The sequence below is a fragment of the Sulfuricurvum sp. genome (genome assembly GCF_023250475.1).
In the GTDB taxonomy this organism is placed as follows: Bacteria; Campylobacterota; Campylobacteria; order Campylobacterales; family Sulfurimonadaceae; genus Sulfuricurvum.
Genome location: NZ_JAHFAQ010000005.1, coordinates 18,591 through 39,171, shown reverse-complemented (window position 1 = coordinate 39,171; position 20,581 = coordinate 18,591). Strand labels below are relative to the sequence as shown.

The 20,581-nt window shown below is 44.9% G+C and carries 21 protein-coding genes; 7 read left to right on the top strand and 14 right to left on the bottom strand.

Annotation, left to right across the window (positions count from 1 at the left end; genetic code table 11):
• Window positions 1-58: 58 nt before the first annotated feature.
• From Q0C19_RS01295 to Q0C19_RS01275, 5 genes are all read right to left on the bottom strand, one after another.
• Window positions 59-415 (bottom strand): hypothetical protein, encoded by a 357-nt coding sequence (locus tag Q0C19_RS01295; RefSeq protein WP_295052026.1) that lies wholly within the window; start codon window positions 413-415, stop codon window positions 59-61.
• A 112-nt stretch (window positions 416-527) separates the two neighbouring features.
• Window positions 528-1,166, bottom strand: a complete 639-nt coding sequence (locus Q0C19_RS01290) for a tRNA threonylcarbamoyladenosine dehydratase (protein WP_295052024.1) — start codon at window positions 1,164-1,166, stop codon at window positions 528-530.
• Window positions 1,163-1,930 (bottom strand): 5'/3'-nucleotidase SurE, encoded by a 768-nt coding sequence (gene surE, locus Q0C19_RS01285; protein WP_295052022.1) that lies wholly within the window; start codon window positions 1,928-1,930, stop codon window positions 1,163-1,165. Before surE ends, Q0C19_RS01290 begins: the two co-directional genes overlap by 4 nt.
• Entirely contained in the window at window positions 1,931-3,229 is a 1,299-nt protein-coding gene (locus Q0C19_RS01280; protein WP_295052020.1) for an ArsS family sensor histidine kinase, read from the bottom strand. It abuts the gene before it with no gap.
• A complete protein-coding gene (locus tag Q0C19_RS01275; RefSeq protein WP_295052017.1) occupies window positions 3,229-3,891 on the bottom strand; it encodes a response regulator transcription factor in 663 nt (220 codons plus the stop codon). The genes Q0C19_RS01280 and Q0C19_RS01275 overlap by 1 nt, the downstream gene beginning before the upstream one ends.
• A 57-nt stretch (window positions 3,892-3,948) precedes the next feature.
• Between Q0C19_RS01275 and Q0C19_RS01270 the strand changes: the two genes are divergently transcribed.
• Window positions 3,949-4,296, top strand: a complete 348-nt coding sequence (locus tag Q0C19_RS01270) for a VanZ family protein (protein WP_295052014.1) — start codon at window positions 3,949-3,951, stop codon at window positions 4,294-4,296.
• Window positions 4,297-4,304: 8 nt separating this feature from the next.
• Here Q0C19_RS01270 and feoB read toward each other — a convergent pair whose 3' ends face one another.
• From feoB to Q0C19_RS01255, 3 genes are read right to left on the bottom strand one after another with little or no spacing between them, the layout of a single operon-like run.
• Window positions 4,305-6,416 (bottom strand): ferrous iron transport protein B, encoded by a 2,112-nt coding sequence (feoB, locus tag Q0C19_RS01265; protein ID WP_295052012.1) that lies wholly within the window; start codon window positions 6,414-6,416, stop codon window positions 4,305-4,307.
• Entirely contained in the window at window positions 6,406-6,645 is a 240-nt protein-coding gene (locus tag Q0C19_RS01260; protein WP_295052009.1) for a FeoA family protein, read from the bottom strand. The genes feoB and Q0C19_RS01260 overlap by 11 nt, the downstream gene beginning before the upstream one ends.
• 11 nt (window positions 6,646-6,656) lie before the next feature.
• On the bottom strand, window positions 6,657-7,847 hold the full coding sequence (locus Q0C19_RS01255; protein WP_295052006.1) for an OprD family outer membrane porin: 1,191 nt from the start codon (window positions 7,845-7,847) through the stop codon (window positions 6,657-6,659).
• Window positions 7,848-7,998: 151 nt separating this feature from the next.
• Here Q0C19_RS01255 and Q0C19_RS01250 point away from each other — a divergent pair, with 151 nt between their 5' ends.
• Complete coding sequence (locus tag Q0C19_RS01250; protein ID WP_295052003.1) at window positions 7,999-8,547, top strand: CDP-alcohol phosphatidyltransferase family protein; 549 nt, start codon at window positions 7,999-8,001, stop codon at window positions 8,545-8,547.
• Here the strand turns inward: Q0C19_RS01250 and rmuC are convergent.
• From rmuC to Q0C19_RS01235, 3 genes are read right to left on the bottom strand one after another with little or no spacing between them, the layout of a single operon-like run.
• Window positions 8,542-9,849 carry a DNA recombination protein RmuC gene (rmuC, locus tag Q0C19_RS01245; RefSeq protein WP_295052000.1) on the bottom strand — a complete coding sequence of 436 codons (1,308 nt, stop codon included), beginning with the start codon at window positions 9,847-9,849 and terminating at the stop codon, window positions 8,542-8,544. The genes Q0C19_RS01250 and rmuC overlap by 6 nt on opposite strands.
• Window positions 9,850-9,902: 53 nt before the next feature.
• The gene (locus tag Q0C19_RS01240; protein WP_295051997.1) at window positions 9,903-10,820 is read right to left on the bottom strand and encodes an SPFH domain-containing protein; all 918 of its coding nucleotides are present in this window, start codon (window positions 10,818-10,820) and stop codon (window positions 9,903-9,905) included.
• Between the two features lie 13 nt (window positions 10,821-10,833).
• Window positions 10,834-11,268 carry an NfeD family protein gene (locus Q0C19_RS01235; protein WP_295051995.1) on the bottom strand — a complete coding sequence of 145 codons (435 nt, stop codon included), beginning with the start codon at window positions 11,266-11,268 and terminating at the stop codon, window positions 10,834-10,836.
• A 104-nt stretch (window positions 11,269-11,372) separates the two neighbouring features.
• On the opposite strand from Q0C19_RS01235, the gene Q0C19_RS01230 reads away from it, so the two are divergent.
• Window positions 11,373-11,813: a YchJ family metal-binding protein gene (locus Q0C19_RS01230; protein ID WP_295051992.1), complete on the top strand. Its 441-nt coding sequence runs from the start codon at window positions 11,373-11,375 to the stop codon at window positions 11,811-11,813.
• Here Q0C19_RS01230 and Q0C19_RS01225 read toward each other — a convergent pair.
• The 3 genes from Q0C19_RS01225 to Q0C19_RS01215 form a co-directional block, all read right to left on the bottom strand.
• On the bottom strand, window positions 11,803-13,431 hold the full coding sequence (locus Q0C19_RS01225) for a methyl-accepting chemotaxis protein (RefSeq protein ID WP_295051989.1): 1,629 nt from the start codon (window positions 13,429-13,431) through the stop codon (window positions 11,803-11,805). The genes Q0C19_RS01230 and Q0C19_RS01225 overlap by 11 nt on opposite strands.
• 56 nt (window positions 13,432-13,487) lie before the next feature.
• Window positions 13,488-14,297: a formylglycine-generating enzyme family protein gene (locus Q0C19_RS01220; RefSeq protein ID WP_295051986.1), complete on the bottom strand. Its 810-nt coding sequence runs from the start codon at window positions 14,295-14,297 to the stop codon at window positions 13,488-13,490.
• A 101-nt stretch (window positions 14,298-14,398) separates the two neighbouring features.
• Window positions 14,399-16,024 carry a methyl-accepting chemotaxis protein gene (locus Q0C19_RS01215; RefSeq protein ID WP_295051983.1) on the bottom strand — a complete coding sequence of 542 codons (1,626 nt, stop codon included), beginning with the start codon at window positions 16,022-16,024 and terminating at the stop codon, window positions 14,399-14,401.
• A 211-nt stretch (window positions 16,025-16,235) separates the two neighbouring features.
• Here Q0C19_RS01215 and rho point away from each other — a divergent pair, with 211 nt between their 5' ends.
• The 4 genes from rho (at window position 16,236) to Q0C19_RS01195 (ending at window position 20,494) form a co-directional block, all read left to right on the top strand.
• A complete protein-coding gene (gene rho / locus Q0C19_RS01210; RefSeq protein WP_295051980.1) occupies window positions 16,236-17,561 on the top strand; it encodes a transcription termination factor Rho in 1,326 nt (441 codons plus the stop codon).
• Between the two features lies 1 nt (window position 17,562).
• Window positions 17,563-18,309, top strand: a complete 747-nt coding sequence (murI, locus tag Q0C19_RS01205) for a glutamate racemase (protein WP_295051977.1) — start codon at window positions 17,563-17,565, stop codon at window positions 18,307-18,309.
• Between the two features lie 57 nt (window positions 18,310-18,366).
• Entirely contained in the window at window positions 18,367-19,998 is a 1,632-nt protein-coding gene (locus Q0C19_RS01200; RefSeq protein ID WP_295051975.1) for a DNA polymerase III subunit gamma/tau, read from the top strand.
• A gap of 277 nt (window positions 19,999-20,275) precedes the next feature.
• Window positions 20,276-20,494, top strand: a complete 219-nt coding sequence (locus Q0C19_RS01195) for a cold-shock protein (protein ID WP_295051972.1) — start codon at window positions 20,276-20,278, stop codon at window positions 20,492-20,494.
• The last annotated feature ends 87 nt before the right edge of the window (window positions 20,495-20,581 follow it).

Genomic DNA, 20,581 nt, shown 5'->3' with positions numbered 1-20,581 from the left:
TAAAATATCTCTGATTTGATCTATAAAAGAAAAATATCAAAATCCAAGCAAAAAATGGCTAAATATTTTGAGCGTGCATACTCCAAAGAACAGCTATAAGCAACACAATGAAAACTCTTAAAAGAGGAAGACTTCGGTAGATTTGTTTCAGCCCTAAAAGAGGTTTTCCATCCACAAAGATACCTACCTGTACAGCCGTAACCATCAGTGATACAATCGTAGAAAATAGAAAAAAAGTCGGTATGAGTTGATAAAGATTTTTATACATAAAACCATATACCAACAAACTTACAATGGCTGCACCGACAAAAAGGTTCTGAATAAAATCGGAAGAGGAAACTCGTTCCTCTTTTTTGTGAACACGGGCAATTTTGAAATACAAAAAAGCTAAAAAAAGTGCACTGTAAAAGATCATACAAAGTTCCCTTGAAAAATTTCGGGAATTGTACCGTAGATAAAATAAATCATCCAATAAAATTATATTAATTATAAGTTTATTGTCTATTTATACTTTACCGGATTTCTGGCTATAAGGTGATTCGCCGTAATGCCAGCGAGCACATTGCCAGCCCAAATCCTCCCGTCACAGCGACAAAACTCCCTTTTTCTTTAATACGGGGAAGTTCCGTTGAGCAGATACAGCTAAAATCCCCTTTGAATTTCCGTTTTCTCAGTTCGTTGCGGATTTTGGAGGCAAAGGGATCTCCCTCCGTTTTCCAGATGGAACGTATTTCGATCTTCGTCGGATCAAGCCGCTTGGCGGAACCGACGGAAGAGATGAGCTTGGGATAGCATTTTTGGATGAGGGCAAGTTTGGCACGCATGTCATCAATCGCATCGAGGATGAGATCATACGGTTCAAAATCGAATGCTTCGACCCATTCGGGGGTTATTTTCTCCGCCATCGCGATCACTTCGGGATAGTGGGTTTTAAGCGCTTCGACTTTCAGTTCCCCCTCGTGAGATTCCGAGTGCATCTGCCGATTTTGATTTGTTACGTCATAGCGGTCAAAATCGATGATGGTAATATCACGAACACCTGAACGGTAAAGGCAGTCGAGACAAAAACTGCCGACACCGCCGACACCAAGGAGTAAAATTTTGGCATTGCGGAATTTGTCGAAGTTCTCTTCGCCGAATACCAGACGGGTTCGGGTATGTCTCACAGCCACTCTCTCAATTGCTGCATCGATTTATACGCACTCATATCGAGTTTGATGGGGGTAAGGGAAACTTTCCCCGCCTCAATCGCTTCGAAATCACACAGCGAGCTCCGTTTTTCTCGGGGCTTATATTCCAGCGGATGAAGTCCGAGCCAGTAATATTCCATCCCTCTTGGGTTACGATGCAGATGGGCGTCGTTCGCGTAATAGCGATATCCCGCATAGGTGACGGCAAACTCCAACTCCTCGACATCATGAGGGATATTGACATTCAGAAATTCCCGCTCATTCAGCGGAAAATCTCCGCTCAAAATCTTTTCGGCAAGGTGACGGATCGCTTTTTTGGCCAAAGTGAAATCGCCAAACGGCTGTGTAAAATCCATCACCTGAGAAATAGCAATCGCCGGAACGCTGTGAAGAACCGCCTCCATGGCCGCCGCCGCTGTCCCCGAATAGGTAATGTCTTCACCCATATTGGAGCCTTTGTTGATGCCGCTGATCAACAGATCGGGTTTTGACTCTTCAAAAAGGGAATGAAGGGCAAGATAAACACAATCGCTCGGCGTTCCGTCATCGAGTTTGTAAAAATCATCTCCGACACTGATAAAACTCAAAGGGCGGGTCAGGGTCAATGAATGGCCGCACGCCGATTTTTCGGTAGAAGGTGCGACAACGGTGATCTGCCCCAACCCGTCTAATGCCTCGATAAGGGCTAACAGCCCGGCTGATTCGTATCCGTCATCGTTAGTAATCAAAATTTTTTTCATTTATCTCCTTTTTGTTCTTACGGGGACGCAAATAAAACAGTTGCGATTTTCCCGCCGTTCATACGCCAATACATAATCATGCTCTTTTAAAATCGCATCGACGATGTAGAGTCCCAAACCGAAACTGTCTTTTGTCGGCCGTTCTTTGGTGAAAGGCTCGATGTAATAGCTAAGCGGATTTTTGAGCGGTTCGCCTTCATTGGCAAAAACGATCTCTCCATCGTGAGTCCATATCTCCATCTTTTTCTCAGAAGAGTATTTTATGGCATTATCAATCAGGTTTTTTATAGCCGTAACAAACAGGCGATAGTCCACTTCTACTTTTATCGATGCATCAATATTGCAATCAACCGCATCGTACTCTACCATAGCCAGATCGATCGCGCCGTCCATAATATCGACTAGCCGATACTCTTTTTTATCATGATGCTGATTTCCCGAAGCAATCTCTTCAATAAGGGCAAACTCGCCGATGAGCGATTCCAGCCGTTCAAATATCCCCTCAAACCGCCCGCGCTGTTTCTCGTCGCTCAGCATTGTGGCGACAATCCTCCCTTTGGCGATCGGGGTTTTGAGCTCGTGCATAATATTACGCAAAAAGAGGGTACGCGCTTCGATAAGGGATCGGATTTTATTTTGTGTCGAATCAAGCTCATTGGCGATCAGCGCTATCTCATCTGAGCCTTCGATACGAAACCTTACCCCCATATCCCCTTCCCCGAAACGGGCAATTTGTTTACGTAAACGGCGTAAAGGACGCAACCGGTAAATGATTAGGGCAAATGAAACCAATAGAATCGTCATCAGCGTTCCATAGGCTGAATAGAGATTGACCGGCCGATAAGGTTCGATACTCCGATCTTCCAGCAGCACACTGTGGCGTGAAGATTCGACCCAAAAATAGATATTGTCCTTGTACTCGATCATGGAGGTAATAACCTGTTGAGACACATGCATATCGTATGGGGAGGAGGAGAGTGCGTATTCTCCTATCAGATTATCCGTATTGCCGTCACTTTTCAATATTTTTCCATGGCGTACAATGGCTTCGTATTCACGATGGTCTAAAATCTCATCCAAATTGTAAAGGGCGAGATTGGCTTCAAAAATCGGCTGGGAAATCTGTTTAATCAGATAGGTGTGATAAATCTGACTGATGAGAGAGTGCTTGGTAAAGATATTATCAATGTGTTTCGCACGATTGGTTTCGTAAAGCTGATAAAAAGTATAACTGACACTCGAAACGGTCACCGCCATGGCAAAGACGACGGTGGCTAAAACGGCATTGTTTTTAATCATTATTTGAGGAGTTTGTACCCGATACCGCGGATCGATTCGATCAACGCTTTGTCTCCGAGTTTATTGCGGATACGCCCCATCATTACATCGATACTTTTGTTCGAAGAGTCCTCATTGATCGCCGAAACATTATGAATCAAGTCCTCTCGAGACACAACCATCCCCTGTTTTTTGATCATATGTGCCAAAATACCGTATTCTGCATTGGTAAGGTCTAAGGGACGATTTTTATAACTGATCTGCATCGCTGATTCGTTAAGTTTGAAATCACACGCACTTTCGGAAGCGGCAACCGAGACCGCATCGTATCGGCGCAGTACCGAATGGATACGAGAAACCAGTTCTCGTGGGTCATACGGTTTAGGAAGATAATCATCCGCTCCGAGTTCGAGAGCATTGATCTTGTCGGTCACATCCGAACGTGCCGAAGAGATAATAATCGGGATGTTTTGGCGGGCGCGGATCGATTCGCATACTTCCAGTCCGTCCATCCCCGGCAACGTCAAATCCAAGATAACCGCATCAAACTGCTCAAGCTTGAGAATGCTCAGGGCTTTAAACGGATCATCTTCCGTCGTCACTTGAAAATCAAACTGCTCTAAAAATTCGGTCAGGATCTCGGCAAGCTCAAGATCGTCTTCTATCATTAATATTTTACTCATGAAGATATTGTAACGCAGGGTGGGTTAATAGTTTCCTAATGCAGTACAATACTCATTATGAAAACAACCCATTATCAAATTCTCTTTTACCTCAATTTACTCACAGTCGAATATCTGGCGCTCACGCCGCAGCATATTGAGATCATTGAAAGCTTTTGGGACAAACAAAACCATTTCATCGCTTTTTTCGTGTTATACGTTTTGTTAGCATTGGCTCATACATCTTTCTCAACCTTTACAAAAGTAGCGGCCATGAGCTTTATCGCTTTTCAGATCGAAATCGTCCAATACTTTATTCCGGGTCGTTATTTTTCGCTCTTGGATATTGCGGCGGATGGGACAGGGGTCGTTATCGGAATTTTTCTCTCTCGATTTTTAGTCCCCAAGCTGTTGCCAGGGAACTAGCCGATTTTTTACGTTAATCGCAAAGTTAGATGATAGGCTATAAATGCCAGTGTATATGCTACGATGGACGTAAAGAGAAACAAATAGACGAAATATTTGATCCCTCCCGCTTCACGGGTAAAAACAACCGATGCCGCCAAACACGGCAGATAGGTCATAATCACGACAATAAACGCTACTGCCGAGGCCAAAGGGATATGGAAGCTTATCGCACTCATCAGTGAATTGTCCGCTTCGCTCGCATTGCTTCCGAGTGAATACAAAACTCCCATCGTCGAGACGACAACCTCTTTTGCTGCCAATCCGGTCTGCAGCGCTACCGCCATTTTCCAATCAAATCCAAGCGGTGCGAATGCAGGTTCGATTGCATGTCCGATTTGTCCCAGAAAGCTTTGTTCCAACTGCGCTTCGGCAAGCTGGTTTTCCAGTTTTTTGACGTCGTCTGCCGATACAGCCGCTTCGATTTTTGTCCCGTAAATCGCATCCAAAGAGGCATCTTTGGGATAAGTGCTCAAAAACCATACAAGCAGTGATGCCGCAGCGATAAATGTCCCCGCTTTTTTCACGTACATCATTGTTTTAATTTGAACCGTATGCCAAACCAACTTTATCGAAGGGAGACGGTATTTCGGCATCTCCATGACAAACGGCTCGTCAATCCCTTTAAATGCCGTCATTTTAAGTGCTTTAGCCGCAACGAGGCCGATCATAGCTCCTAGTATGTAAATACCGAACAATGCATTCCCCGCCATTTCAGACCCGAAAAATGCTCCGGTAAAGAGAACATATACCGGCAAGCGTGCACCGCAGCTCATAAATCCGATAACAAAAAGGGTCAAAAGACGATCTCGGTCATTTTTCAAAATCCGTGCCGACATATATGCCGGAATCGAGCATCCAAACCCTGTTACGAGAGGAATAAACGACTGTCCGTGCAAACCGAATTTATGAAAAAACCCATCCAGCAAAAATGCGACACGCGACATATACCCCGTCGATTCAAGCAAGGCGATACCGATAAATAAAATGACGATATTGGGGACGAATAACACAACCGCACCGACCCCCGCAATCACACCGTCGACGATCAAAGAACGTATCTCATCATTTCCGATGGTTGCACCCACCGTCTCACCGAACCAAACAAAGAAAGCATCGATCCAATCCATCGGAATGGATCCGATTTCAAACGTAAGCTGAAACAGTCCCCACATTAAAAAGAGAAAAATCGGTATCCCGAATATCGGATGGATCAGTACGCTATCAATCTTCTCCGTCATCGTTTTCTGCTGGATCGCTTTGGGTTTCACTTTAACCGCTTCCGCCAAAATACCGCGATTATAAGAGAAATACTCTTCGGCAAAAATCTCTTTGATATCATTGCTGTCATGGTGCAGTGAAATGTGATGATCCGCTTCGATCAACAGCGGTTGCAGTTCAGTCCAAATCGGATTATCATGCAAAACACGATACGTTTTTTTCTCCTGTTGGAGAAGATTGATTGCAATATTGCGGTTACTGATCGATGCTTTGAACTTGTGTTTATCCAGATAATCGCTGATCAGAGCGATCTCTTCTTCAACCGCTTCGCTGAAAATCAGTTTTTGCTCCTGAGCAGGTGCTTCGTAAACACCGATCACTGATTTCATGAGCTCATCCAGTCCCGATTTGGCCGCCGCAGAGACTCGGATACACGGAATACCGAGCAATTGGGTTAAATACGGAGCATTGACCTCTATCCCCTCTTTGTCCGCCTCATCCGACATATTAAGGGCCATGACGATTTTTTTACTCATAGTCATCAGTTCAGCCGTAAGCTGGAGATTTTTCCCTAAATTCGTTGAGTCAAGAACGTTTATTATCAAATCATACTGCTCATCACAGAGAAAGTCGTGTGTCACTCTCTCTTCAATCGAATAATCGGTAAATGCATACGTCCCCGGTAGATCGACGATATTAAAGTCGTATCCGTCGTATTCAAATATGACTTCCGTTTTCTCGACCGTCACACCTGTAAAATTTCCTACATGAAGACGTGCGTTGCTAATCGAGTTAATAAGCATACTTTTGCCCACATTGGGCTGACCTACGAGAGCAACTTTTATTTTTTTATCGGACATCGGATACCTCTATCAGCTCGGCTTCTTCACGACGCAGCGCTATACTCATGTTCCCTACTTTTATTTCATAGGTACTGTTATTAAGGGCGCACTCCAGCATTTTTACTTCCGAGCCCTTCATCAAGCCAAATGAAATCAGCCGTTGTTTTAACGGCCCTTTGGCGTTTATTTTGACAACTGTAGCAACCCCGCCTTTGGTGCAGGCACTCAGCAATGTCATCGTATTCATAATAATCCTTCTTAAAAACTATAATTCAGGCGAACCAAAAAGCGATCATATCCGCCATCCGTTCCCATCTCACTGCTATTTTTATTTTTATCATTGAGCGATGCATAACTCACGTCGGCACATATATTTTCATTTAACGTATACGCAACAACAACATCGTACTCAGTTACTTTGGCATCCAAACCTTGCATTTTTCCTTTGAAATTTCCGTACAATACGGCCAATTTCAACCCTTCAATCCCCGCATCACTCATATCCAGCTGCGTATTAATCTGATACGCCCGTGCATCTTCCAATCCATCGATGGTCATCTCTTCCATAGACGTGTAATACGGTCCGCCGCCGAATCCGTTTACAATCGCTTTGCCATCGTTGGTTGCTTTGTTATACGCAACGCCGACCGTAAGCATATCGATATTGAAACTCGTGCCTACACCGTAAACATTACCGTCAATACCGCTGTTTTGTTCTTCATTAAAATGTCCGAATTGCCCTGCAAACTCTAGCCCCGTTGTTTCACTCAAAGGAACCGTATACACCGCATCCGTATAAAGGATATTCGCCATGTTGTCGATACTATACACCCATCCTTGAACAGCAAGATTTTCTACACTTTCATTAATAATACCGGCTATTGCCGCACCACGGCTGTCTACACCATCAAGTTTTTTAAACTCTGAAATATCATTGCCCGAGTCGTATCCCGCAAAACGTTTAACAACGCCCCCCACTATGGTTGTCCCTTCAAATCCTTTGTACGTAGCAATCGCCGCTTCAAAAGTGTTAGGGTGCATTCGGATATCATCGGTGTCGGCCAGAGGAGTATCGATCTGTTGACGGCCGATTCGAAGACTGAAATCATGGATACTGTAGTCTACATACGCTTCACCCAAATAGACATACGAATCCGCATTGTTGGCAAACAAATCATTATTCGCTTTTTCTCCGTCTCCGGTTGCAAAAGGGAGCTTTTGACTTATGTATGCCGCTATACCAAGTTTAAAGTCATTCCAAGCTCCCATCTCATACTTGAGCTGTCCGCCGATTGCTGAGCCATAGGTATCAGGATCAAGTGCATTGTCTTGATTCACATACGCTGCACGAATCTGTCCGCTGACTTTGCCTGTTTTGAGTGCTTCATCAATAGTTGCTCCGTTTAATGCGCTTGCAATAGCCAAACTTATCATGATTGTTCTTCTCATATACACTCCTCTTCTATTTTTTTATTCGTTATAGAATGATAAACATTATCAACTTACAATATCCTTAATAATGATAACCTTTTTCAATTAGTCTATTTCTTCCCTGCATTGGCTATAATTCCATTACAAATAATACCCTAATAGGACTTCTATGCAATTTTTATGGCGCGCAACCAGTCACTTTAACCTCGCTAACTTAGTGACGATGGCAAATATCACCTGCGGACTCCTCGCAACTTATTTTATCACCCAAAACCAATTTACGATCGCCGTAGTTTTGGCATGGATGGGGGGAGCTTTTGATATTTTCGATGGTAAAATTGCCCGCAAATACGCACTCTCGAATGAATTCGGGGTGCAGCTTGATTCATTCGCCGATTTTCTCAGTTTCGTCCTCGTCCCGACATTCTTTATTTTTCAAGGTGTCTATACTCACCTCTCAGGCCTACCTCTCATTATCACTTCAATCGCTTCCATTTACTATGTTATCAGCGGTCTACGTCGATTGATCCAGTTTAACATCAATACGGATGCGGGAGAGGTCGCGAAACATTTTATCGGAGTGCCGACACCGCTGGGGGCAATTTTACTCTGGATTGTGTGGTTGGGATCAGGATTTATCGGATGGATAGGGGTGCTTGCCCTGATGATCATCATCGGAGCATTATTAAACTCTAAAGTGAAAATCCCTCACTTATAGAATTTCTTCGTCCTCCCCATCTCTCAGAGACGAGGGGAGCATCTTCTTCGGCTTCAATCCGAGTTTGCGCATTGATTCCACACGACGAATCAGATTTCCTTTTCCGGTAGAGAGCTTATTCATCGCCCCCTCATAGCTTTTTTGGGTCCGTCCGATCTGCTCGCCGATCTTCTCCATATCCTCCACAAACGCTACCAGTTTTTCATAGAGCGCTTCGGCCGATTCGGCAATCGCTTTGGCATTTCGCTCCTGATATTCGCTTCGCCAAATGTGCTCGATCGTGCGAAGGGTCACCAAAAGGGTGGAGGGAGAGACAACGACAATATTTTGCTCATATGCGGTTTTGAAAAAAGTATTGTCTTGCTCTAATGCAAGCAAGAAAGCCCCCTCTATCGGCATAAAAAGGAGGACAAAATCAAGGGTACGAACCCCGCTGAGCTGTTCATACCGTTTGCCGCCAAGCCCTTTGATATGGGCATGAATGGAGAGAAGATGCTGTTTGAGGGCATGCGCGCGATCTTCATCATTGTCGGCACGGATAAATGCATCGTAAGCGACCAGAGAGACTTTCGAATCGATGATGATATCTTTATTCTGAGGCAAATGGACAACGACATCGGGACGGAATTTTTTCCCCTCTTCGTCACTGTAGGTATTTTGGGTTTCATATTCATGCCCCTCACGCAGACCTGATTCTTCCAGAATCCGCTCCAGTACAATCTCTCCCCAGTTCCCCTGAGTTTTATTCTCCCCTTTAAGCGCTTGGGTAAGATTGATCGCATCTTGACTCAAACGTTCATTAAGCGTTTTGAGACGGAGGATTTCGTCTTTGATACTTTGGCGCTCTTTCGCATCGTGAATAAACTGCTCTTTGCTCTGCGTCGCAAACTGAGCGATCTGTTCACGAAACGGTTTGAGGAGGAGGTCCAGCCCTTTTGTATGGGCTTCATCAAATGTCTTCGCTTTTTGGTCAAAGATTTGGGTGGCCAAATGTTCGAACTGCGCTTTCATCTGGAGTTTGGTCTCATCCAGCAAACGTATTTTTTCTTCAAACGAGCGTGATGTTTCTTCATGACGGGTATGAAGCACCGCATAATCGCGTTCCAGTGCATGATACTCTTTATGGGTATTTTCTAATTCGATTTGGATTTTTGACCTTAGCGACTGTTCTTGTCCATACAGCTCTTGAATCTGCACTGCGCGTGATTCAAGCAGTGCGTAGTGTTGGCGGGATTGATTCCACATCCATCCGAGGATTGCGGCGGCTGCAAAGCCTATAAGGGTTGTTATTTCATACATCATAAAAGCGATTATAGCTTAGCTCGGCTAAGAGCTAAAAAAAATGGCAATCTGCCCTATTTTTTCTCCCCCAAAGCCGTTCCCAAATATCCCAGTGCCCCTACGGCTCCGGCGAGACTTTGCTGCCAATCCGCAGGCATAAATACCACCTTCGAATTGCCCGACTCACTCAGCTTTTTGACACTGTCAATATAGTGTTGCGCAAGGAGAAAGTGAGGCGCCGCTTCCCCTGAGGAAATTCCCTGAGCGACCAGTCCCATAGACTGTCGATCCCCTTCTGCCAGTTCCACTTTGGCCTGTGCATCCAGTTTTGCCGCTTCCAATCTCCCCTGTGCTTCGAGAATCATCGACTCTTTCAACCCTTCCGCTTTCGCAATAGCGGCACGCTTTTGTCCGTCGGCAATCAATATTGCCGCTTCCCGCTCACGATCGGCGGCGGCTTGGCGTTCCATCGCCTCTTGGAGATTCGGGCTCGGTCGGATATCCTGAACTTCCAGATTACCGAGAGTGAGCCCCCATCCGCTGAGCGAATCACGGATTTTCCCCGCAACTTCCGCTTTAATGACATCACGCTGAGAGAGCGAAGCGTTTAATGTCATTCCTCCGATAACGGCGCGCAATGTCGTCGTTGTCATATTCCCGACGGCACTCTCGAAATTACTGATCGAATACGATGCCTTTCCCGGATCGGTAACACGGTAAAAAACCACCGCACTGATGATCACGACGGCATTGTCTTTGGTGATAACCTCTTGTTCGCGTGTCTGCTGGATCAGCTCTTTCGTCACAATCTTATAGGCGACAATATCGACGATAGGTATCAGTAGGTGAAGACCCGGTAAAAGGGTCGTATGATATTTACCCAGCCTCTCGACGACCCACTCCTCCCCTTGCGGAACGATTCGAACCATTTGCGAAAGACTATAGATCGCCGCGACAACCAGTACCAGCGAAAAAACAATACTTGTATCCATTGAAAACTCCTTCTTAAATTTTTTCGACGATCAAAGTGTTGCCGTTAAGCTTCACTACCTGTATTTCTGTCCCTTCGTTTATCTCACCATCTTCGGAAACAGCCGGCCAGTGCCGACTTCCTACAATCGCTTCATACAATTCCACTTCCCCCTCTTGGTGAGGCGATAGCGCTGTTTTTACCATTCCGCCTATACCGATAAATTCGTTGTGCGTTCCGACCGCGTCGCGCGGATCATCTCCGAAACCCCGTTTTTTGAATATAATTGCCCCGAAAACCATGAAAACCGATGCAATAATCAACTGGAGGACAAGCGAATCGGGAAAGAAAAAAGCGGCAGACGCCGCAAAAATAAAACCGATTCCTGCAAATAACGCAAAGAAAGTCGGCAACGTCATCTCAACCACAAATGCCGCAACCGCTAACATGAGCCAAATAAAATAGGACATCGTTATCCCCTTTTTTGATTCGAATGATTTATCTTCAATAAAGTAGAGTACTCAGTTCACCCTTATTCAATTCTTATTAACAAAAACTATTAATAATAAGCACTTTGCAAGAAGCCATTGACTATTATGGCGGTATGAAACTATCCCCTAATTCGTCCTGCCCCTGTCACAGCGGAAAAAAATACAAACAATGTTGTCAACCCTATCACAAAGGGATACTCCCCTCCAATGCCCTCAGACTAATGCGTTCACGCTACAGTGCATTTGCTTTGAATTTATCAGACTACATTATGGCAACTACCCATCCAAACAACTCCGATTATACGGAAGATAAAGAACAATGGAAGCAAAGTATCCTGAATTTTTCACTCAATACCCGTTTTTTAGGATTGATCATCAATGAATTTGTGGAGGGAGAGAACGAAGCATTTGTTACTTTTGAAGCCGTTTTAGACAGCAGTATTCTTAAGGAAAAAAGCCGCTTTTTGAAAGAGGAGAGAAAATGGCTTTATGAGAGCGGGGACTTCAGCCCCGCTACACTTTAAACTGCTCAAGGCCCCGATTAAGCTCAGCGCTGACACGATTTACCTGTTCAAAGGCTACCAGTGTCTCATCCATACTGTTGGCATTGTGTTCGGCAATTTTCTTAATCAAAGCGATTTGATCGAGGATGCCGTTAACGCCCGTATCTACCTGTACGGAAACGGCATACGAATTTTCTGTCGTATGAACCGCATTTTCTATAACTCTGGCCGCTTCGATAATTTTTTCTTCTACTTCATCGGCCGTATGGATAAGTTCAAGCGCATGCTCTGAATTTTCGTTGATCTCTTGGGCGCTGTCATTAATCGCTTGTATCAAAATATTAATGGTGGCATGAATTTCAGACAAACTTTTTTGTGTCCGTTCGGCAAGTTTTCGTACCTCATCGGCAACAACGGCGAAACCACGTCCATGTTCCCCTGCACGTGCCGCTTCAATAGCGGCATTCAGTGCAAGCAGATTGGTTTGATCGGCGATATCGCTGATGACGGTCAAAATCGATTTTACCTGATCGGCACTTCCGCTGAGCTGATTAAGCTTGGAGGCCAATTCCGTCTCCCGCTTGCTACTAGATTGTATCCCAGATGTCAAAATCAGAACTTTCTCTTTCGCTTCGGAGAGCATAGCATTGGCTCCCAAAATCTCCTGTTTACTGTTTTCAAGCTGAGAAAGTGAATTTTGAATCATCGTACGAATTTTTTCCCCTGTATCGGCCGTTTCGATAACAATTTTCGCTTCTTTTTCCGATTCTCTGGCAATAATTTCAAATGTACGACTCAGTTCTTCAGAAACCGCGGCATTTTCCATACTTGATGATTTCCCATTTTCGACTAAATTATGAATTTTGCCGATAAACCGGTCAATCGCTGCCGAAACACTCGGTATCTCTCCCTGCCCGTGTATCCCGATCCGCTTAGTCAGGTCCCCATCCCCCTGAGCTAAATCCTCGGCAACCTTTTGCAAATGTTCTAACGTTTTTCGGATACTTTGGATCAATATCATTCCAAAGGCAAATCCGCCGATTGAAATCAAAATACCTGCAATCAAAATAGCTATTTGAGCTCCGTCCGCTTCCGATGCCGCCTGATCTTTTGCCGCTGAAACTTCTTGGTTGACGGAGTCACCTATCATCTTTAGCGTTACATTAAGCTGCTCGCCGACACCGTCTATACGATCATCAAGTTCATCATAAACACTTTGTGAAGCACCCCTGTGAATTGCTTCCGTCAAATCTTTCCTAACCGCAGTATCAAGCATCTGAATAATCGAAGTGATTTTTTCAGCGTTATTTTTCTCCTCAGGAGTATCTGCCAACTCAACGAGTTGTTTTTGCATTGTTGACATCGAAGCAAATCCTTCATCCAAGAAACGGCTTCTCTCGGCAGAGACTCCGCTCTCTTTATCGACAATCATGTCCATTGCAGTCAAAACCACTTCGGTCTGCGTCTGACGGAAATCTTTGATGATACCGATCTGTTCATATCGTTCGGATTGAGCGTTAAATACTTCAATCAAATTTTGTACGACAACTTTCGCACTAATCGCCATAATCAATAGAGCAATAACGAATACACCTATGATTGCAATAACTTTTTGTCGAATACTGTATTTACTGTTCACATAAATTCCTTCAAACCGTCTTCTAGAATGGACAAATAATACCATACATAAGAAATTTATCCTTGTCCAAGGGGATTTCCGTTTATAACCAGACGGAATCCGATATCGTTTGAGATCAGATCGGGACGAGAATAGCCGCGAAACGCACTGCGAAGACACAAATAACTCGTTTTATAGCTTCCCCCGCGACGCACTTTGAACGACTCCCCCTCGGCTCCGCCGATACGGGGACTGCCATCGCTCGGAGCGCCGTTATAATTGGCAAAAAAGTCATCTTCGCACCACTCCCATACGTTTCCGAGCAATCCGTAAATGCCTAATCTGTTCGGTATTTTTCCATCTACAACAGCCGTTCGAGCGTTGGAACTGTACTCATAAATAGCATAATCATCAAGCAGTGCCTCCGAATCGCCAAAGGAAAATCGGGTATTTCCCCCCGCTTTAGTGGCATACTCCCACTGTGCTTCGGTCGGTAATGCGTAAAAGCGCGTTTTTCCTTCATATCGGTTCATCAGTTCTACGTAGGCTTTGGCATCAAACCAGCTCACCTGCTCCACCGGATGGCGGCGGGAACTCTCTTCTTCTACTTTATCATTTTTAAAAAACGACGGATTAACGCGGGTCAATTTGAAATATTGCTCTTGCGTTACCGGATATTTCGCGATCCAAAATCCCCCCACTTTTACGGGGTGTTCAGGTGATTCGACCTCTCCCCCCTCATTGTACTGTGGATTGCGACCCATCATATATTCTCCGCCGTCAACATAAAGAAACTCTATACCTATTGAATTTGTAAAATTTCTTGGCGTTTCTACCGCATTAGCTGCGGGTGTTTCTTCGGTTTTCTTTTTTAAAAAATCGAACAAGGCAAACCTTTTAAAATATGTTTATTGTACTTAATGAAATGAGCATAGCAAAAATCGTTCACATCTGAATCAAATCCGATACTGTTAATCTCTTTTTATCTCTATTCTTTGAATTGATTCAAGTGGGCATTCAGATTTTCCGTCATATCGTTGAGATGATCGGCAGCGGAAGCAATTTCTTCGACACTGCGAGCATTTTCACCGCTTAGTGTTTTGATTTGTTGAATCTCTTTGTTGATTGCGGCAATCATCTCTGCGGTATGGGTAATAATCAAAACGGTCTCTTCCGTTGTTTTCGTTGCACTCATCATACTCGAGGAGGCTCTTTCAATCTCGTCTTCCGCTTCATTGGATATTTCGGCAAGCGCATGCATATTTTTCGAACTAAGGTTCATCTCTTCGCTCGTCTCGATAATTGCCTGAACAATGATATTGATGGTGGATTGAATCTCGACCAAACTTTTTTGTGTTCGTTCGGCCAATTTTCGTACCTCATCGGCAACAACGGCAAAACCGCGTCCGTGTTCCCCTGCCCGTGCCGCTTCAATAGCGGCATTCAGTGCAAGCAGGTTGGTCTGTTCGGCAATATCTGAAATGATGGCAAGAACCTCTTTAACTTGTTTTGTATCATTGCTTAACTGCTGTATACGTCCAGCCATATCATTTTCGGTCTGCGAACTTTTTTGTACTTGCACCGTCAATGCCATAATTTTTGAAGCGGTTTGATTGAGGGCACTACCCGCTTCTATAATTTCGATTTTATTCTGATCTGCTTTATCGATAATATGTTGCGTATCTTTATTAATCTCTTGGATTTCATGAGCAACCTGTGTAATCACGGCAACCGTCTCTTCAACGGTTTTACCGACTTGGACGGACGATGCCGAAAGTTCGTACGCTACCGATGCATTTTCATTCGACGTATTTTTGGCTTCACCGATAAATCGTCTCAGTTTGAGACGAAAATCTTCCAACTGCGTCGCAATAAGCGTTAATTCGTTATTCCCTTTCATCGCAAATGAACGGCTCAAATCCAACTCTGCGATTTGACTGATCTGAACAATCAGTAGCTTCACACCATCCAGAACCAACGCTATCAGTCCGAATCCGACAATCACTACGGCCAAAACCAATAAAGAAATAATAAAATTTGAATATTTTGCCGAATTAGCATTGCTGGCAAGCTCAACAGATCCCTCTTTTACCTTCTTGACATATTCTTCATTCCAGCCATTCAAACGCTTGCTTAACTCTTCCGCATAAGGATCAACTTTTCCCATCAAGGGATTTCCGGCTTCAGGGCCACCGGTGATATACGCCTCAGCCATTTTTTTCCCAATAGTGTAATACTCATCTAAATCGTATTTGAACTTTTCCAGTTCTGCTCTCTTGGAACTATTATCTTTTTGCGCAAGAATCATTTGATCCAGAAGCGCATTGGAATCTTTATAATAATTTTCCGCTTCTTTAAATCCGTCATCATACCCTTTTGCGCCGCGGGTTGCCGAAATATCGGTCAACCACTGCTGAATCTGGATTACATTGATTTTTAGATTAATATAATCCATCGCTTGCGGGATAGTCTCTTTGCTTTGAATCTCAAGCTTTGTTTCCATCTGCGCCGTTGAGGTATACATCGTTACCGTACTTATAAGGAGAAAAAATCCGATAACCCCCATAATTATTTTTAATATGCTTCTGATAGAAATCCGATACAACCAATTCATACGTATTCACCAACTTTTGTTTATTCATAACTTTATACTTAAAAAGATACTCTCTTATATTTCCTAAATGTTTTCTGAAACTTAATTCCGAAGGCATTCTTGACAACCCGCTTCTCTATAGTTTATAATGTCATAATAAAACCATGACCTGTCAATGACATCTCACCTAAAACTCGCCGATTAAATCCACACACTTTAAGGCATTCCACGCATGAGCGATACCGCAAAAACTCCTCGAAACAACTCGAAAAACCGAACCCATATACCGGTTGACGGATTTACGATTGAAGCACTCCGTACTAAAAAACTCGAAGATCTCCTAGAGATTGCTACGTCTTTAAACATCGAAGACCCCAACGAACTCAAACGTCAAGATTTGATTTTCGAAATCCTTAAAACTCAGGTTCAACAAGGGGGATTCATCCTCTTCACGGGAATTTTGGAGATCATGCAAGACGGCTACGGCTTTTTACGTGCGGTAGACCAAAGCTTCAGCGACTCGATGCACGATGCGTATGTTTCCAGCACCCAAATCCGCCGTTTCGCCCTTCGTAACGGGGATATTGTCACCGGTCAGGTACGTGCTCCGAAAGATCAGGAGCGTTACTACGCCCTTCTCAAAGTCGAAGCGATCAACTATCTCCCGCCCGAAGAGTCGAAAAAACGCCCTCTTTTTGAAAATCTTACTCCGCTTTATGCACTAGAGCAGATCAAACTCGAATATCAGCCGACCAAATTAACCGGCCGCATGATGGACCTTTTTGCCCCTATCGGTAAAGGTCAGCGCGGATTGATCGTTGCACCGCCGCGTTCGGGAAAAACCGAATTGATGAAAGAGATTGCTCACGGTATCACCAACAACCACCCGGAAATCGAACTGATGGTTCTCCTCGTCGATGAACGTCCCGAAGAGGTTACCGATATGGAACGCTCCGTCAAAGGGGAAGTGTACAGTTCAACGTTCGACGAACCGGCAAAAAACCACGTCAAAGTGGCGGAGATGGTCATCGAGCGGGCAAAAAGACGTGTCGAGCTCGGAAAAGACGTCGTGATTCTTCTAGACTCGATCACCCGTCTTGCCCGTGCCTACAATACCGTTACCCCGAGTTCGGGAAAAGTTCTCTCGGGTGGGGTTGATGCCAATGCGCTCCATAAGCCGAAACGATTCTTCGGTGCCGCGCGCAACATCGAAAACGGCGGAAGTTTGACGATCATCGCAACCGCCCTCGTCGAAACGGGAAGCCGTATGGATGAAGTTATTTTCGAAGAGTTCAAAGGGACCGGAAACTCCGAGATTGTCCTTAGCCGCAAAATCTCCGATCGCCGTATCTTCCCGGCTATCGACATCCTTAAATCGGGAACCCGCAAAGAGGAACTTCTCCTCGGACCGGATGTTTTGCAAAAAGTATTTGTTCTTCGTTCTATGCTGCATAAACAAGAAGACGAAGTTGAAGCCCTCCGCTTCCTCTACAGTACGATGCTCAAAAGCAAGTCGAATATCGAATTTCTCGACAGTATGAACGAGTCAAGCAAATAAGATGAGAGTCGGGGTCTTTGATAGCGGTGTCGGAGGCTTAAGCGTTGTAAAGTCGCTGCTGGAGCACAAACTCTTTGAAGAGATTATCTACTTCGGAGATACCGCCCGCGTCCCTTACGGGGTCAAAGATCAAAACACCATTATCCGCTACTCCCTCGAAGCCCTCGAATTTTTCAAAAATTTTGAAATTGATTTGCTTATCACCGCCTGCAATACCGTCAGCGCCTATGCACTCGATGAGATGCGGCTTCACTCAGACTGCGACGTTATCGGGGTGGTCGATCCGGGAGTATTGGCACTTAAAAATGCGATCCCCTCCACCGATGCCAACATTCTCATTCTCGGAACCAAAGCAACCGTCAAATCGGGAGCCTATGAAAAAGGGCTTCACGAACTGGGTTACGAAAATCTCAGTGCCATAGCCACCTCCCTCCTTGTTCCGATCGTCGAAGAGGGGCTGTATGAGGGTGAAGTACTCCAAAGTACGTTGCATCACTACTTTCACCACTTGGAAAATACCCCCGATGCGATTATCCTCGGATGTACCCATTTTCCGTTAGTCGCCCGTGCTATTGATGAGTATTTCGAAGGAAAAAGTTCGCTGATCCACTCCGGTGAAGCGATTGTCGAATATCTGGAGAGCCATTATGATTTTACAAAACGTTTTGAAGCGACAAGCCTCAAATTTTTCGCCTCCGAAAATCCGGAAGGGCTTCGCCGTGTCGCCAAAGAGTGGTTATCGCTGTAATCAAAAATTTATCGTAACCACGGTAAACTCTCTCACACAAAATCAAAGAGGTCTCAATTGGGCACATCCGAAGTCTTAGCGTTAAAATACCGTCCACGACGTTTCGAGGAGCTCATCGGTCAGGAGAGTATCTCCCAGACCCTCTCTCTAGCCCTCGATACCAAACGGCTCTCTCACGCCTACCTTTTTTCAGGACTTCGCGGCTCGGGAAAAACCTCTACCGCACGTATTTTTGCCAAATCGCTTATTTGTGAAAACGGCCCGACCTCCTCGCCGTGCGATGTCTGCAGTCACTGTGTTATGGCAAACGAAGGTCGGCATATTGATATTATCGAGATGGATGCGGCATCAAGCCGCAAAATCGATGATATCCGCGATTTGATCGAGCACACCAAATACCGCCCCGCCAGCGCCAACATCAAAATCTTCATCATCGACGAAGTGCATATGCTTACCAAAGAGGCGCATAACGCCCTCCTTAAAACCCTCGAAGAGCCACCCGAATACGTCAAATTTATCCTTGCAACGACCGATCCGCTGAAACTTCCCCCGACGATTCTCAGTCGAACGCAGCATTTTCGGTTTAAACGGATCAGCCACCCCAACATCGTCCACCACCTGAGCCATATCCTCCATTTGGAGAATATCGAATATCAGGCCGAAGCACTCGACATTTTGGCCCGCAGCGGTTCGGGAAGTCTTCGCGACACCCTCACCCTCATGGATCAGGCCATCATCTATTCCAAAGGGTTCGTCGACGTTAAAACCGTTGCCGATATGCTCGGACTTCTCGATCCCGATTACATCAGCCGGCTCTTTGACGCCATTTTTGCCAAAGACCGCACAGCACTCATCGGTATGCTACAAGAGCTCGAAGCCTACGAATCGGAGATGGTGGTCGATGAACTGATCGCCTATCTCAAAGAGCGCCTTTATGAGGGGGACCACCGTTTCAGTCCTCTCGTGATCGAGCGTTTTTTCCGAATCTTGAGCGATGCCAAAACTCTCTTTGCGATCAATGCCGACGGCGGGTTCGTCGTGAGTCTGGTATTGTTTAAAATGATCGAAGCGCTCAAGATCAAAGAGATCGACGATATGATCGAATCCCTCGAGTCGCGCGTTAGCCATACGCCGACCAAAGCACCTGCACCGATGAATGTTGACCAAGCCCCTACTATTCATGTCGCCCCTGCCCCTGCGGCGGTTAGATCTCCGTACGAGCAGTTGTGTGAACGGATCAGCGATCGAAGTGCCGAACTGGGAATCTGTTTTAAAAACAACGTTACATTCCTCTCTTATGAAAATTCCACCCTTACCTGGGAAAGCTGTGCGGAAAATGAAGATAAAGAGTTATTGAAGAACAGTTTCGGGATTATCCGACAGTTTGTCCGAGAGATTTACGGTATCGATACCCAGATCAAATCTCAAGGGTGTACCAAATCTCCCGAGGAATCAGCTCCGACTCCCGAAGTAGCTGCCGCTGGTGTTGAAGAACCGGCTGAAGCGAGTATCCCTGAACCTGCTTCAATGGTAGAAGATGCCGAAATCGGTGTCGGAAGCTGCGTGAGCCAATGCGATGAGAGCAGTATCAAAGAGTTTGACGGCGGCGATGTTCTCAAAGAGCCGATGATCCAAAAAGCGGCGGAACTATTCGAAGCAACCAAAATAACCGTCCAATCCAAAGTCTAAATGAAACCGCCGAAGGAATAAAATCCCTCCGGCTACACTCGCTGCTAAGGGGCTAAAGCTTCCCTTTTCAAAGCATAATATTTTAAATGCACTTTTCCTTGCTATTAAGTTTTTTTTCAGCTACAATACCCTTATAGAAAGATGATTTAGAGTTTCATCTTTGGTTTGTTTTTTATTGAAGACCTTTTAGTTAACAGTACGATCTGCCATAAGAATGCTCCACTTTATATTTTCGACCACTCTGGTAACGGAGTGTATAACAACACAAGGATCTCACATGGCAGAAGTACTAAACGGAACAGTTAAATGGTTCAACAGCGAAAAAGGTTTTGGATTTATCCAACAAGACAACGGCGGTAAAGATGTATTCGTACATTTCCGTCAAATCAACAGCACTGGTTATGGCCGTGTTTCTCTTGACGAAGGTCAAAAAGTGACTTACACTGTAGGTCAGGGCGATAAAGGCCCACAAGCAGAAAACGTTACAGCACTGTAACTCTCCCCTCGGGCAGATTTCTCTGCCCGTTCCTCCCTAAATCATTTTACTAAGACACTATTGGGTGTTTTTCCAAGCCGATTTAAA